This window comes from Streptococcus oralis (genome assembly GCF_021497885.1).
GTDB lineage: Bacteria > Bacillota > Bacilli > Lactobacillales > Streptococcaceae > Streptococcus > Streptococcus oralis_BQ.
In genome coordinates this window covers 892,609-907,541 of record NZ_CP046523.1, presented here as the reverse complement: position 1 = coordinate 907,541, position 14,933 = coordinate 892,609, and the positions used below count along the sequence as shown (strand labels likewise).

Here is a 14,933-nt window from a genome sequence, read left to right as displayed (position 1 = left end):
TTCTTTTGTAATTAGATAAGGGAAATTTTATGGGATTAAAACATCTTGAGGACGTGACTTACTTCCGTCTCAATAACGAAATCAACCGTCCTGTCAATGGACAAATCATGCTTCATAAAGATAAAGAAGCCTTGGATGCCTTCTTTAAAGAAAATGTGGTTCCAAACACTATGGTTTTTGATTCAATCACTGATAAAATCAACTACCTCATTGAACACAACTACATTGAAACAGCATTTATCAAGAAATACCGTTCAGAGTTTTTGGAAGAATTGCATCAATTTATCAAGGACCAAAACTTTCAATTCAAGTCTTTCATGGCTGCCTATAAGTTCTATAATCAATATGCCTTGAAGACTAACGACGGGGAATACTATCTTGAAAGCATGGAAGACCGTGTCTTCTTTAACGCACTATATTTTGCAGATGGTGATGAAGCGATTGCGACTGATATTGCCAATGAAATCATCCACCAACGCTACCAACCTGCTACTCCTTCCTTCTTGAATGCTGGACGTGCTCGTCGTGGGGAGTTGGTATCCTGTTTCTTGATTCAGGTGACTGATGATATGAACTCTATCGGACGTTCCATCAACTCAGCTCTTCAACTTTCACGTATCGGTGGTGGTGTGGGAATTTCCCTCAGCAACCTTCGTGAAGCCGGAGCTCCTATCAAAGGTTATGAAGGTGCTGCTTCTGGTGTCGTACCAGTTATGAAGCTTTTTGAAGACAGCTTCTCTTACTCAAACCAACTCGGGCAACGTCAAGGTGCTGGGGTTGTCTACCTCAACGTCTTTCACCCTGACATCATCGCCTTCCTTTCTACTAAGAAAGAAAATGCCGATGAAAAAGTTCGTGTGAAGACTCTTTCACTTGGTGTAGTGGTACCAGATAAATTCTACGAATTGGCTCGTAAAAATGAAGAAATGTATCTCTTTAGCCCATACTCTGTAGAGCTTGAATATGGTGTGCCGTTCAACTATATCGACATCACTGAAAAATACGATGAATTGGTCGCAAATCCAAACATCCGCAAGACAAAAATCAAAGCTCGTGATTTGGAAACTGAAATTTCTAAATTGCAACAAGAGTCTGGTTACCCTTATGTAGTCAACATTGATACAGCCAACCGTGCAAATCCTGTTGATGGAAAAATCATCATGAGTAACTTGTGTTCTGAGATTCTTCAAGTTCAAGAACCAAGCTTGATCAACGATGCTCAAGAATTCCTTCAAATGGGAACAGACGTTTCATGTAACCTTGGATCAACAAACGTGGTCAACATGATGACCTCACCTGACTTTGGTCGTTCTATCCGCGCTATGGTTCGTGCCCTTACTTTCGTTACAGATAGTTCGCACATCGTAGCTGTTCCTACTATCGACCACGGAAATAGTTTGGCTCACACCTTTGGCCTTGGTGCCATGGGACTTCATAGTTACCTTGCCCAACAACTGATCGAATATGGATCAGCTGAGTCAGTTGAATTTACAAGCATCTACTTTATGCTTATGAACTACTGGACCTTGGTGGAATCAAACAATATAGCCCGTGAACGTGGTATCACCTTCCACAACTTTGAAAAATCAGACTATGCTAACGGTAGCTACTTTGACAAATATGTGACAGGCGAATTTGTTCCAAAATCAGACCGTGTTAAAGAACTCTTCAAAGATGTCTTTATTCCAAGCGCTGCTGACTGGACTGAACTTCGCGAAAAGGTTCAAGCAGATGGTCTTTATCACCAAAACCGTCTAGCTGTTGCTCCAAATGGTTCTATCAGTTACATCAACGATGTTTCTGCTTCTATCCACCCGATTACGCAACGTATCGAAGAACGTCAGGAAAAGAAAATTGGTAAAATCTACTATCCTGCTGCAGGTTTGTCAACAGATACTATCCCTTACTACACTTCTGCTTACGACATGGATATGCGTAAGGTGATTGATGTTTACGCTGCTGCGACTGAGCACGTGGACCAAGGGCTTTCACTCACTCTCTTCATGCGTAGCGACATTCCAAAAGGTCTTTACGAATGGAAGAAAGAAAACAAACAAACGACACGTGACTTGTCAATCCTTCGTAACTATGCCTTTAACAAGGGTATCAAGTCTATCTACTACGTCCGTACCTTTACAGATGACGGTGGGGAAGTTGGTGCTAACCAATGTGAAAGCTGTGTGATTTAATTTTTATCTGAGGCAACCACATTTTCTCAGACTACTGATTAAGTTACCCGTCAGACAAAACTTGATAAGTATCTTAAATACTATGAAGAACTAAAAAGTCGGTCTTCCGACTTTTTGTGCGATACTCTTCTCAGACTATGATAAAATAGAGATGATTTGACAATCGCATTATTACATACAGAAAGAGATTTCAAATGGAAACTTACTACAAAGCCATTAACTGGAATGCCATCGAAGATGTCATCGACAAATCAACTTGGGAAAAGCTAACGGAGCAATTCTGGCTCGATACGCGTATCCCCTTGTCAAATGACCTAGACGACTGGAGAAAACTATCAATCAAAGAAAAAGACTTGGTTGGAAAAGTCTTTGGTGGTTTGACCCTTTTAGATACCATGCAATCTGAAACAGGGGTTCAAGCGCTTCGCTCAGACATCCGTACACCCCATGAGGAAGCTGTTTTTAACAACATTCAGTTTATGGAATCTGTCCACGCAAAATCCTATTCTTCTATCTTTTCAACCTTGAATACTAAGGCTGAAATCGAAGAAATCTTTGAATGGACCAACACTAACCCCTACCTACAAAGAAAAGCGGAAATTATCAATGAAATCTATCTCAATGGTAGCCCGCTAGAAAAGAAAGTTGCCAGCGTTTTCCTTGAAACCTTCCTCTTCTACTCTGGTTTCTTTACACCACTCTACTATCTCGGTAACAACAAACTGGCCAACGTTGCGGAAATCATCAAACTGATCATCCGTGATGAGTCTGTTCATGGAACTTACATTGGTTACAAATTCCAACTTGGTTTTAACGAATTGCCTGAAGAAGAGCAAGAAAAACTTAAAGAATGGATGTACGACCTGCTCTATACCCTCTACGAGAACGAAGAAGGTTATACTGAAAGTCTCTATGACGGTGTTGGTTGGACCGAAGAAGTTAAAACCTTCCTTCGATACAATGCCAATAAGGCCCTTATGAACCTAGGACAAGATCCACTCTTCCCAGATTCAGCTGATGATGTCAATCCTATCGTCATGAACGGTATTTCAACAGGAACTTCTAACCACGACTTCTTCTCTCAAGTCGGAAATGGTTACCTCCTTGGTGAAGTTGAAGCCATGCAAGACGAGGATTACAACTACGGTTTGGACTAATTTGACCAAACATTCAAAATATCATGGTTTGTTTAAAACAACCATGGTATTTTTGTTTTTGTTTTATTTTGTTTTTTTATTTGATTGATTGAGCGTTTTATGGTAAGATAATAATAGTAGAAATCGAGGTGATAAGGATGCTAAAGCAAGAAAAACTAGATAGTATTCTAGAAGCAGTAAACACAAAAGGCACCATTACTGTAAAAGAGATTATGGATAGTCTTGATGTGTCAGATATGACAGCCCGTCGATACTTACAAGAATTGGCAGATAAGGATTTGCTGGTTCGTGTGCACGGTGGCGCTGAAAAACTTCGTACAGGTTCTCTCTTAAACAACGAACGCTCAAATGTCGAAAAACAAGGCTTGCAGATTGCTGAAAAACAAGAAATTAGCCGTTTTGCTGGTCATTTGATTGACGAAGGAGAGACCATTTTTATCGGCCCAGGAACAACCTTAGAATGTTTTGCTCGTGAGCTCCCTATCGATAACATTCGTGTTGTAACAAACAGTCTTCCTGTTTTTCTCATCCTAAACGAACGAAAACTAACAGATTTGATCTTGATTGGTGGAAACTATCGCTCTATCACCGGTGCTTTTGTGGGGACACTTACCTTGCAGGATTTGGCAAATCTTCAGTTTTCTAAGGCTTTTGTTAGCTGTAATGGCATCAAGGATAAGGCTATTGCCACCTTTAGTGAGCAAGAGGGAGAGGCTCAACGAATCGCCTTGAATAATGCCAATAAAAAATACTTACTGGCAGATCACAGCAAGTTTAATAAATTTGATTTTTACACTTTCTACAATATCTCTGATATTGATACCATCGTTTCAGATTCCAAACTGAGTCAGGAAACATTTGAAGATTTGTCGAAACAAACAACCATTCTTTTATCAAAACCATAAAAAATCCCCTACCTTTCTGGTGGGGAATTTTTATGGTTTTAGTTTTACTCGATAATCTGTGTCTCAGCTAGTTTCTTGTACCAGTGAGCCGATTTCTTTGGATAGCGCTCCTGGGTTTCAAAATCAACATAGAAGAGGCCATAACGCTTTTCATAGCCATTTGACCAAGAAAAGACATCCATCAGCGACCAGATAAAGTAGCCTTTGACATTGACTCCATCAGAGATTGCATCTGCAATCACTTCCATATGTTTCTTAACATAATCAATCCGTCCATCATCGTAGACTGTCCCATCCACAAACTCATCTTTGTATCCGAGACCATTCTCAGTGATGTAGATTTTCTTGTAGTTCGGGTAATCTTTCTTCACGCGCATGATTTGATCATACAAACCTTGAGGATAGATAATCCAGTCCCAATCCGTACGTGGGACATAGTCAGGCGCCACTCGACGTCCAACACCCTTAATCTGATATTTAGAGCTTCCCTTTTCACCCTTTCCATTGTGGATGATTTCCGTCTCTCCGTCAAAGGCTTGCATCCAATCACTCATGTAGTAGTTAATTCCAAGGAAGTCATTCAGGTCTTTTGCAGCTTCTAGCACAGCGAAGTCTTCTTCACGCAGATCTAAACTTCCACCATTGACTGCTAAGATATGGTTGACACCTTCCATTGTTTCTTCGGAATATCGTCCTAGATAAGTCGCATCCAAAATAAATTTATTGTGAATAATATCTTCTAACTCGGCTGCACGAACATCTGCTGGATTATCTGGATCCAGAGGATACTTAGTAGGCAGGGCATGAACCACACCAATTTCACCTTTATAGCCTTTCTCTTTGTACAATTTTACCGCGCGTGCATGAGAAACCATCATATTGTGGTGCGATTGGAAAACTTTGGCAAGGTCGTACTGAATACCAGGAGGGAATTTACCAACCAAGTATTGACCATCACCGATTGGTCCAATTTCATTGAATGTTGTCCAAAAGTTAACTTCAGGAAATTCTTCAAAACAGAAGGCTGCATAATCCACAAAGTGATCAATGTTTTCTCTATTCAGGAAATCTCCGTTTGAATGAAGTGCTTCTGGCGTATCAAAGTGATGAAGAGTCACGAAGGGCTCAACATGCCGTTTGTGACACTCTGCAAATAGATTATGATAGAACTCAACTCCCTTGTCATTGACTTTCCCATAACCAGTTGGAAAGATACGTGACCAAGCGATTGAAATACGGATACCATTAACACCATACTCTTCTGCAAGTTTGAGATCAACTGGATATTTGTGGTAGAAATCACTGGCTGGCTCAGCAGTGTACCAGTAGTTATCCTTAAGATATTTATCCCAGGCAACTGGGCCTTTTCCATCAGTATGTGTAGCGCCTTCTGCTTGATAGGCAGCTGTTGCGCCACCAAAAATAAAGTCTTTTGGAAGTGTTTTTGTCATTTGATTCACCTTTCAAGAAATAGAAATGAGATGGGGGTATAGTTGGGAGGAGTTCCTCCATCTCACTTCTTCGCTATTTACATTTTATTCTTCGAACTGCGCTTGAACAAAGGCAAGAGCGCCTTTTCCATCACGAGTCAGTTTAATGTATTGGCCACCTTCTGTCTTAGCAAGTTTGATACCAAGTTTGTCGGTTTCTGCTTTCATATCTTCAAAGTTAGAAGCTACCTGAGGAGCAAGGATAACCAGATCAAACTCAGGCAACATTTCACGGTGAGCTCCATAGCCACCAGCTGCTGCTTTAACAGGAACTTTGTACTCTGCAGCTGCCTTGTTCAGAGCATTTGCAAGGAGACCACTTGTACCTCCTCCTGCACAGAGAACGAGAACATTTGTTTCTTCTGTGATTGTGTTTTGCGCTGCTTCTACACCTGCTTTTTCAAGAATAGCATCTGCTTTGGCAGTATTGAAGTTTGCTGCTACTTTTTCTTTCAATTCATCATTGGCTTTACCAGAACGCTCCTCTTCGAGGATTTGTTCATCATAAACCTTGAGGAATGGGTAGTAAATGGCTACGTCAACAAGGATTAACAAAGCAGCAAGAACAAATGACAAGAATTGGAAGTTTGTACCGAGAACAATACCGAGCGGACCTGGTGTTGTCCAAGGAAGGTTGGCAGTAAATGAGTTCATGCCAAGCGTCTCAATGAAGAATTTAAAGATCCATACGTTGGCAATTGGCGCAAAGATAAATGGAATAAAGAAAATCGGGTTCAATACAAGCGGTGCACCAAACAAGATTGGTTCATTTACACCAAAGAAAGTTGGAACTACTGAAGCACGTCCGATTGCACGGTTACGTTTTGATTTTGTTAACCACATGAACATGAATGGAACAACCAGTGTCGCACCAGTACCACCCATGGTAACGATAAACATTTGTGTACCAGAAGTAAGAATCTTGTCAGCGTGCATCCCTTGTTGGAGAAGGTTCAAGTTGACTTCGGCATTGGCATAGGTAATAGCCGCGATTGCTGGTTCAACGATAGATGGACCATGAATCCCAACAAACCAGAAGAAGGCAAAAGCACCAAAGATAATAGTAATACCAAGATAGCCATCAGCTGCAGAGAATAATGGTGCAAAGAATTTACCGATTGATTCAGCTACGCTTGCACCAACAAAATGACGAGCTAGTAAATCAAGAGCATAAAGAGAAACCACTGATAGAGTGAATGGAATCACATCTTTAAAGACTTGTGAGATATTTGGTGGAACTTCGTCAGGCATGCGAATAGTGACATTGTTCTTAACACAAACCTTATAGATGGCTACAGTAACAAAGGCTGCAAGGAAGGCTGAAAGCAAACCTTTTGTCCCCAAGAATCCAGAAGCTAGACCATTTTCGATAGGATCAGCTGCTAACATCAACAAACCAACAATTGCTGCTAACAGTGTTGACATATAGTTGATTTGATTGGTTTTCTCCATGCTACGGTTTACTGAGTCGGTCAATGATTTAGCTGTTGTACCAGCTACCAAGAGAGCCAGAATACCCATAGAATAGCTATAAGGTTTCATCAGAAAAGCTACAACTTCATCAGACCATTTAAAGCCCCATGAGTTTGGTACAAAGGCAATCAAGATAAAAATACTTGAGAAGAGAATAACAGGCATACCTGCAATGAAACCATCACGAATAGCACGAAGGTAGATATTACGAGATAATTTCTCAAAGAAAGGTTTTCCTTTCTCAATAAATGCAATTAGTTTATTCATTATTTAACTCCTCTCTTGTACAGTTCAATTAAATGGTGCATCAAATCTTTTAACAAAATAGTTGTCATCAAGTGGTCTTGGCCATGCATCATGGTTACACTATAAGCTAAGTCCTCACCTGAAGCTTCCTTAGTCAATAGACTTGTTTGCGCGTGGTGAGCCTCTGCAATACAGCTACCAGCTTCCTCTACCAGAGCGTCCGCTTTTTCAAAATCACCAGCTTCAGCAGCCTTCAAGGCTTCCAATAGTTTTGAACGAGCATCACCAGCATAGGCTACGATTTCAAAACCTAACAATGTTACTTCTTCTCTATTCATGATAGAATTCTCCTTATATAGTTTTAAATAAATTTTTATGACAATAAACGTTGGATATGTAGAACTAGATAAACTCGTTCACTTTTATACAAATCAAGACCCGTATGTTGCGTAATCACATCATAGATCTTGGAACCAATCTCGAACGCTTTTGGATAGGATTGTTTAATATGATCTTCCATATCCAGAAGTGATTGGTTATCATCTCTAGAGCGGTCTAAATAATCCAGGAAATAATTCAAATGAATCATAAAGCGATCATAGAAATGATTATTCTCTTTGGTTCGTTGAATTGCATAACCCTTTAGCACTTCTTCAACATTCCTGAGAATTTCTTTCCTCTTATCAATAGACTCAACCATTTGGACTTCATTCTCACCCTCAGCATTGATGAAATGATAAGCAATCCGAATAATTTCGTCCTCAGGAAAATGATCCGCTAGCTTCTGACGGTAAATTTCAAATGCTTCATTTGCAATTTGAAAAGCGACAGGATACTTAGTGGAAATATCTGGCAGATTACTATCCTTGTACCTTCCTTGTGCTAGAGCTTGGTAAGAACAGTAAATATGATCTGTCAAGGTTACGTAGAGATACTCTTGAATCGGATAATGATATTTCTTTGATAGCTTATCAATGATTTCATAAGTCACTGTGATAAAATCAAGCGGAACATCTTTGAGGAGAGCCATAAAGTTTTCTCTTGACTCTTCGGTCTTCATCCGAAAGATTTTCTCAACCTGCTGTTCAGCAATCAAATCCCCCTTCTTCTTTCCAAATGCAATCCCCTTACCAATCACAATCACTTCTTCTCCTTTATCATTTCTGACAAGCGAGACATTGTGATTCATTGGATTTAGAATTCGATACATGTCAACCTCCTTTTATATCTTAAAGGTATATTAGTACAAAAAATGACCACAAATGAACTAGAAAATCAGCCGATTTCTAATTCACCTGTGATCATGCCTAATATTACTTAGTAACACTCACCTTGTATTAACTTGTGATTTAAGTATAGCACAAGTAAGTTTTTTTGTAAACCTTTACATTCAACTTTTTTAAAAATTTTTATTTAGATCAATGTTCCTAAGATTAGGAGGGGGAAAACTTATACACGTTCAGTCCATGAAGTCGCTGTTGTTTGAAGAACCTTGTTGAGTTCGTCAATGTTCTCAAATCCAGTTGTACGTAGCCATTCACGAGCTGCTGCTTCACCGTCTTTGATGTAGGCTTCAACTGATCCCGCCCATGTAGCACGGCCACAAAGAACTCCGTTGAAGTTTGCGCCTGATTCGTGGGCAAAGACAAGGGTTTCTTGGAAGAGTTTAGCTGACACACCTGCACTCAAGTAGATGTATGGCAAGTTAGTTGCTTCATCTTGCGCTTTGAAGAAGGCTGCTGCTTCTTCACGTGTATGAACGATTTCACCATCGCCAAAGCCTTCAACGTATTTGACGTTGACTGGAACTTCCACTTTCAAGACATCGATGTTGAAGCGTGGGTCTGAGAAGACCTTCATGGCACCGATAACCTTGTGTGGTTTCACTTTTGCGTATTCTGCAGAACCTGCGTCAGCGATTTTTTCATCGTAAGCCAAGATTTCAAGGAAGAATGGAATGTCTTCCGCCACACACTCAGAGCCAATGCGTTCGATGTAGGCTTGTTTTTGTTGGTTGAGTTCGTCAGAGCTGTCTACATCGTAGTAAAGCAAGAACTTAACAGCATCTGCACCTTGTTCCTTGATGCGTTTGGCAGACCAAACATCCAAGCAGTCTGGCAAGCGTTTGGTACTTGTTGTGTCGTAGCCAGTTTTTTCATAAGCAAGGAGAAGGCCGGCGTTGGCATCAAGCGCTTTTGTAGCTGGAAGTCCATACTCTGGGTCAAGAAGCATAGAGGATGCGTATTTTGTCAATTCATCCGCTACCAAGACTTTGAGTTCTTCCATTTGAGCCATAGTTGGCTCTTCTGTTTGGTATTGAGCCATGAGACGTTTCAAAGCACCACGTTGGTCAAAGGCAAGAGCTGAGATGATGCCGTTTTCATCAGAGAGTTTTTGCAAGCATGCACGTTTATTTTCTGTTAAAACCATTTTATACCTCTTTTACTATTAATTGATCATATAAAGCTTGATAGTTGGCCATATTGACATGACCTGTCATCTTTTCTTGAGCATTGAGCATACCAAGGACATTGGCCTTGATAAGAAGTTCTTGATCAGATTCCTTATGAAGAAGGCCTGATGAAATACCTGCAACAGTAGAATCTCCAGATCCGACAGGATTAACTACCTGAATTCTTGGAATATCTACCTTGTAGAAAGTATCCCCATGTTTTGCAAAAGCACCATTTGCACCAAGTGAAACGATTATCCACTCAATCCCTGCAAATAGAGGCTCTTGAAGAACTTCTTTTAATTCATCCAAATCCTCAGAAACTTCTTTCCCAAGAAGCTGAGACAATTCTTCGTTATTTGGTTTGATTACTGTTGGTTTATGTGGTGATTCAAGAACCGCCTGAAGGGCAGCACCTGAGCAATCCAGAACAACTGGTTTTCCTGCGCGATTAGCAAGTTCTACTAAGCTTGCATAGTAGTCAACTGGAAGACCTGCTGGCAGACTACCAGAGATGGCTACTACTTCCACAGTGTCAAGAAGATTTTCGAAATGAACCAAGAAGTCTTGCCCTTCTTGTTCTAGAACTTCAGGCCCTTTTTCAAGGATTTCTGTTTGGTTGTCTCCGTGTAGAATAGCGATACAGTTACGAGTCTCTCCTTGAATTGAGAAGAAACGTTTCGTTACTTTATCGTCGATGTGTTCTACTAAAAACTCACCAAGTTTGCCACCAACTAAACCAGTAGCAAGAACAGAATCACCAAATTCTGAAAGAACTCGTGTAACATTGAGACCTTTACCACCAGCTGTCTTGGTCACGTCCACCACACGGTTGACAGTGTCAATTTTCAATTCATCCAAAGGATAAGAAATATCAATGGATGGATTCATTGTGACTGTTAAAATCATGCGTCACCTCTTAGTCGTGGTATTCACCGCGATCCCATTTTTCAAGGAATTCTGTAAAGAAGTTTGCATCTGCTTGATGAGCATTGTGAGTTTCAACGTGCTCAATTTTCGCAATCAATTTTTTGTTTTCTTCTGATGGTTTGTATTCAGCATTGATGAAAGCTTCAATGATATCGCACATAAGCAATTCACCAGTGATTTTACCACCAAAACCAATAACGTTGGCGTTCAATTGTTCTTTTGCATAAAGAGCTGTTGTCATATCACGAACCAAGGCAGAGCGTACACCTGGGACTTTGTTAACAGCGTTGTTGATACCAACACCAGTTCCACAGATACATACCCCAAGATCAGCTTGACCGCTTGTAACGGCTTCACCAACTTTTTTACCAAAGATTGGGTAGTGAGTACGTGTGTGGTCATAGGTACCAAAGTCGATGACTTCATATCCTTTTGATTTCAAAAATTCTGAAACCGCCATTTTTTCATCTGTTACGATGTGGTCACATCCAATTGCAATTCTCATTTTTATCTTACCTTTCTTACTGTAATCTAATTAGCACATTTTGTTCAACATATCAACACGAATTTGGTGACGACCACCGTCGTATTTGCCGTTAACAAAACCTTTAGCAATATTTTTAGACAATTCATCACCAACAAGTTGTGCACCCATAGTGATCATACGTGAGTTGTTGTGTCCACGAGTCATATAAGCTGAACGTTCGTCAGATACTTCTGCAGCAACCATTCCTTTGATTTTAGTTGCGACCATGAATGGACCAGCCCCATAAGCATCAATCACGATACCAAGATTTTGTTCTTCTTTGTTTACTTCTGCAGCAACAGCAAGAGTCACATCAACAAAGTCTTGACCTTCAGCTGTAACATCCACAACGTGGAAATTTTCTTTTTCCAAGAAGTCTTTCACAACTTCTTTCAATCTCAAACCTGCAGCATCTGCACCGATAACAATAGACATATTGTTTACTCCTTTTTATTATTCTAGGCCAGTAAAGACTTTTGTAACTAGCAGTTTACCTACAAAAGACTTTCTAGCAGTTTATTGACAAATTTGATTGAATGAGATGAATAACACCTTATCCAAGTCTAGGAAATCAGTTTCCTAGAAACAAACTTTCTCCGCGAAAGAGAATATAACAAGTGATTATTTGTTTGTTGCAAACATCATTTGTTGTTTACAAACATAATATACTCCTATTTTCAGAAAAAGTCAACAGTAAATGTTTGTTTTTGTGTTTTATTTTTTAATCTAAAAGATTTCAATATCAAAACCAATTTGATCCACTTGACCGGGTTCCAAGAGACGAACGTTTTTCTTATCTTCTAAATGATCTCCTTCTTCAAGAGATGTTGACAAGCCAGACCATGGTTCAAACGCAATGAAAGGTCCCTTATTCAAAGTTGACCAAATGATGAGATTTGAGAACTCTTGGAAGTGTACTTTTAATCCCTTCTCATGCTTGCGCGAACGAAGGGCAATTGTTCTGGATTGCAACTCATCCAAAGTCACTGCATCTGTGCTAAACAAATCATAGCTAAGGTCTAATTCTTTTTGCCCATCCAACAATGGACTTCTATCTTGGAAGTCTAACATTCCTGTTTTTGGGAAAGGCCGGGGAACAGAGCAAGTCTCTTCTTTCTCAAACTCTAAATAGTAATCTTCATAAGTTTCGCCATCCAGCAGAGGGCAATTAAACCCTGGATGTCCTCCTATAAAGAATGGCATTACTTTATTCGTTTCTTTATTGAAAATCTTGTATTGAGTACGAACAGTCTTGCCAGTCACTAGATAAGTGATTTCAAGGCGGAAATGATAAGGATAGTTTTGATAAGTATTCTCATCATCTTCGATAGCAAAAGTAACACTGTTTTCTGTCTGTTCAACTAATTCAAATTCTTTTTTACGGACCAAACCGTGACGAGGAATGTTTCCTTTCGTCTCCGTTCCATCTGCGTGACTGTAGAAGGCTGTATCCTCTCTCAAAGAGCCACAGATTGGAAAAAGTACTGGAGCTTGCCCACTCCAATAGGTGGCATCTCCTTGCCACAGATACTCAATGCCATCTCGATCCTTGATTGATGACAAGGCGCCACCTAAGGTTTTAAACTGAACCGTTAACTGATCTGATTTTATTTCAATTACCATAATATTCTCCAACTATTTTTAGATCTTTATATAAAAAACTAGGTTGTCACTCCCAATGTCGGAAATTGACAACCTAGTTTTCACAATTTACATTTTATAGGAGCGAATTATTTAGCATTTGCTGCGTATTCTTCGTTACGTTTGATCATTTGTTTTCTATACCAAGCAAAGATACCTACATAGAATACAAGGAAGGCTGCTGCACCAAGGATTGCTTTGATATCACCTGTTGTAGCATTACCGATTGCCCAACCAAATAGTTTTTCGATTGGTCCTTCAAGAGTTGAGTGAGTGATCAATTGAGTTTGGCTCACACCTTCTGGGAAGGCACCTACACCTTTCGCAAGTTCAGTTGCAAATGGAGCGATAAGAGTACCTGAAAGAAGGAAGAGTGGCAACAAGAGTGTTCCGAAGATGATCATACGGAGCAATTTACCACGAGTAACAACCAAAAGAGCTGGAGTTACACCCATAGCGATGATACCTGCAAGTGGCAAGATACCATTTCCGACGTTTGAAAGAAGCACTGCTTCTACTAGCATGATTGGAGCAAGTACGTTGGCACAAGCCCAGATTTCAGCACGACCAGCGATGAAAGGCCAGTCAAGACCGATGTTGAATTTACGTCCTTGAAGACGTTTAGTAGCAACGTTTGTAATACCTTGTGAAAGTGGTTCTACGGCTGCGATGAACCAAGATCCGATAAGTGAGAAGAGCTCCAAGGAGACACCGGCAGTCAAACCAAGGCTCAACCAACCTTTAATAACAAGTTCCCATTTATCGGCTCCTTCTACACCAGCAACTGGGTGTGGAGTTCCCATCAAACCAATAACAATACCAAGAATGAAACCAATGAAGAATTTTGATCCCCAGAAACCGATTTTCTTGTTCAATTTTGCAGCATCAAAGTCGTATTTATCAAGACCTGGCAATACTTTATCGAAGATCTTATCCAAAACCATGATAACTGGGTTCATCATGTAGTTCATGTGAGTTGAAGTCATTGGTGATGAACTTGGTGCATTAAGAAGGTCGTCGAATGTTGGTTTCATCAAGTCAGAGTTGATGATTTTCAAAACACCTACAAGCACAACTGCTGCAGTTGCGATGAAAAGTGAAACTCCTTGGCTAACTCCATTGTTGTCTGCGTACCATTTGATCAGAAGACCAGTGATTGACAAGTGCCAGATATCGAAGATATCGACATCAAGTGTGTCCGTTTTCTTCATAGCAAGCATCACAACGTTGACAATCAACATCACAAGCAAGAAGTAAAGTGTCCATGCAGAACCCCAAGTGATCGTAGCAAGTGGTGCCCAACCAACGTCAGTGATGTTCAATTGAATACCAGTGTTTTCAACGAATTTCGCAAGAGATGCTGAGAAAGCTCCGTTGAGCATACCGATGATAGCACCGATACCAGTAAGAGCGATGGCAAGTTTGATACCACCTTCAAGCGCTTTGGAGAATTTCACTCCAAAAAGTAGAGCCAATACTGTCAAGATGATCAGCATGATGATAGGACCACCCATTTCCAAGACTGGCTTGAAAATCTTATTGGCTAGTTCGATAATGACATCCATAATAGTTCCTCCCTTTATTTTTATGGAATCTTACAAAATAATAATTAGCTTAGTCCGTGTTCTTTGATAGCTACCTCAATATTGTCAAATACAGGAGCGCTCATTGCTGGAATACGGAACAAGATTGGTCCAGCTTCAATAACTGGAATACCTGGTTCAAAGCCAAGATCTGTTGCAGCGATTGGTGTAAAGATATCGTAGCCTTTCATAAGGTCTTCATTCACATCTTTTACCATAACTGCATCACAGTGAACATCGTAACCACGATTTGAAAGCTCTTCTTCAAGAGCACTTTTAATTTGGTGACTTGAGTTAACACCTGCACCGCAGGCAGCGAGAATTTTGATCATTTGGATTTC

At 40.2% G+C, this 14,933-nt stretch carries 14 protein-coding genes; 3 read left to right on the top strand and 11 right to left on the bottom strand.

The window, feature by feature from the left end:
• Positions 1-29 precede the first annotated feature (29 nt).
• The 3 genes from nrdE to GOM48_RS04580 all read left to right on the top strand — a co-directional run bounded on the left by nrdE (position 30) and on the right by GOM48_RS04580 (position 4,251).
• On the top strand, positions 30-2,189 hold the full coding sequence (gene nrdE / locus GOM48_RS04590) for a class 1b ribonucleoside-diphosphate reductase subunit alpha (RefSeq protein ID WP_235098610.1): 2,160 nt from the start codon (positions 30-32) through the stop codon (positions 2,187-2,189).
• Between the two features lie 194 nt (positions 2,190-2,383).
• The gene (gene nrdF / locus GOM48_RS04585; protein WP_061416911.1) at positions 2,384-3,346 is read left to right on the top strand and encodes a class 1b ribonucleoside-diphosphate reductase subunit beta; all 963 of its coding nucleotides are present in this window, start codon (positions 2,384-2,386) and stop codon (positions 3,344-3,346) included.
• A 137-nt stretch (positions 3,347-3,483) separates the two neighbouring features.
• On the top strand, positions 3,484-4,251 hold the full coding sequence (locus GOM48_RS04580; protein WP_235098608.1) for a DeoR/GlpR family DNA-binding transcription regulator: 768 nt from the start codon (positions 3,484-3,486) through the stop codon (positions 4,249-4,251).
• A gap of 44 nt (positions 4,252-4,295) precedes the next feature.
• Here GOM48_RS04580 and lacG read toward each other — a convergent pair whose 3' ends face one another.
• The 11 genes from lacG to GOM48_RS04525 all read right to left on the bottom strand — a co-directional run bounded on the left by lacG (position 4,296) and on the right by GOM48_RS04525 (position 14,924).
• Positions 4,296-5,702, bottom strand: coding sequence for a 6-phospho-beta-galactosidase (gene lacG, locus GOM48_RS04575; protein ID WP_235098606.1), 1,407 nt, complete (start codon positions 5,700-5,702; stop codon positions 4,296-4,298).
• An 84-nt stretch (positions 5,703-5,786) separates the two neighbouring features.
• Positions 5,787-7,481 carry a lactose-specific PTS transporter subunit EIIC gene (locus tag GOM48_RS04570; protein ID WP_235098604.1) on the bottom strand — a complete coding sequence of 565 codons (1,695 nt, stop codon included), beginning with the start codon at positions 7,479-7,481 and terminating at the stop codon, positions 5,787-5,789.
• A complete protein-coding gene (locus GOM48_RS04565; RefSeq protein ID WP_001078331.1) occupies positions 7,481-7,798 on the bottom strand; it encodes a PTS lactose/cellobiose transporter subunit IIA in 318 nt (105 codons plus the stop codon). The genes GOM48_RS04570 and GOM48_RS04565 overlap by 1 nt, the downstream gene beginning before the upstream one ends.
• A gap of 35 nt (positions 7,799-7,833) precedes the next feature.
• Complete coding sequence (locus GOM48_RS04560) at positions 7,834-8,670, bottom strand: PRD domain-containing protein (RefSeq protein ID WP_235098602.1); 837 nt, start codon at positions 8,668-8,670, stop codon at positions 7,834-7,836.
• A 239-nt stretch (positions 8,671-8,909) separates the two neighbouring features.
• Entirely contained in the window at positions 8,910-9,890 is a 981-nt protein-coding gene (lacD, locus tag GOM48_RS04555; RefSeq protein ID WP_235098599.1) for a tagatose-bisphosphate aldolase, read from the bottom strand.
• A gap of 1 nt (position 9,891) precedes the next feature.
• Positions 9,892-10,821, bottom strand: a complete 930-nt coding sequence (locus GOM48_RS04550; RefSeq protein ID WP_235098596.1) for a tagatose-6-phosphate kinase — start codon at positions 10,819-10,821, stop codon at positions 9,892-9,894.
• Between the two features lie 10 nt (positions 10,822-10,831).
• The gene (lacB, locus tag GOM48_RS04545) at positions 10,832-11,347 is read right to left on the bottom strand and encodes a galactose-6-phosphate isomerase subunit LacB (RefSeq protein WP_001216921.1); all 516 of its coding nucleotides are present in this window, start codon (positions 11,345-11,347) and stop codon (positions 10,832-10,834) included.
• A gap of 30 nt (positions 11,348-11,377) precedes the next feature.
• Entirely contained in the window at positions 11,378-11,803 is a 426-nt protein-coding gene (gene lacA, locus GOM48_RS04540; RefSeq protein ID WP_235098595.1) for a galactose-6-phosphate isomerase subunit LacA, read from the bottom strand.
• A gap of 291 nt (positions 11,804-12,094) precedes the next feature.
• A complete protein-coding gene (locus GOM48_RS04535; RefSeq protein ID WP_235098593.1) occupies positions 12,095-12,991 on the bottom strand; it encodes an aldose 1-epimerase family protein in 897 nt (298 codons plus the stop codon).
• A gap of 107 nt (positions 12,992-13,098) precedes the next feature.
• The gene (locus GOM48_RS04530) at positions 13,099-14,574 is read right to left on the bottom strand and encodes a PTS galactitol transporter subunit IIC (protein ID WP_000382511.1); all 1,476 of its coding nucleotides are present in this window, start codon (positions 14,572-14,574) and stop codon (positions 13,099-13,101) included.
• Positions 14,575-14,618: 44 nt separating this feature from the next.
• Positions 14,619-14,924 carry a PTS sugar transporter subunit IIB gene (locus GOM48_RS04525; RefSeq protein ID WP_061388572.1) on the bottom strand — a complete coding sequence of 102 codons (306 nt, stop codon included), beginning with the start codon at positions 14,922-14,924 and terminating at the stop codon, positions 14,619-14,621.
• Positions 14,925-14,933: the final 9 nt, after the last annotated feature.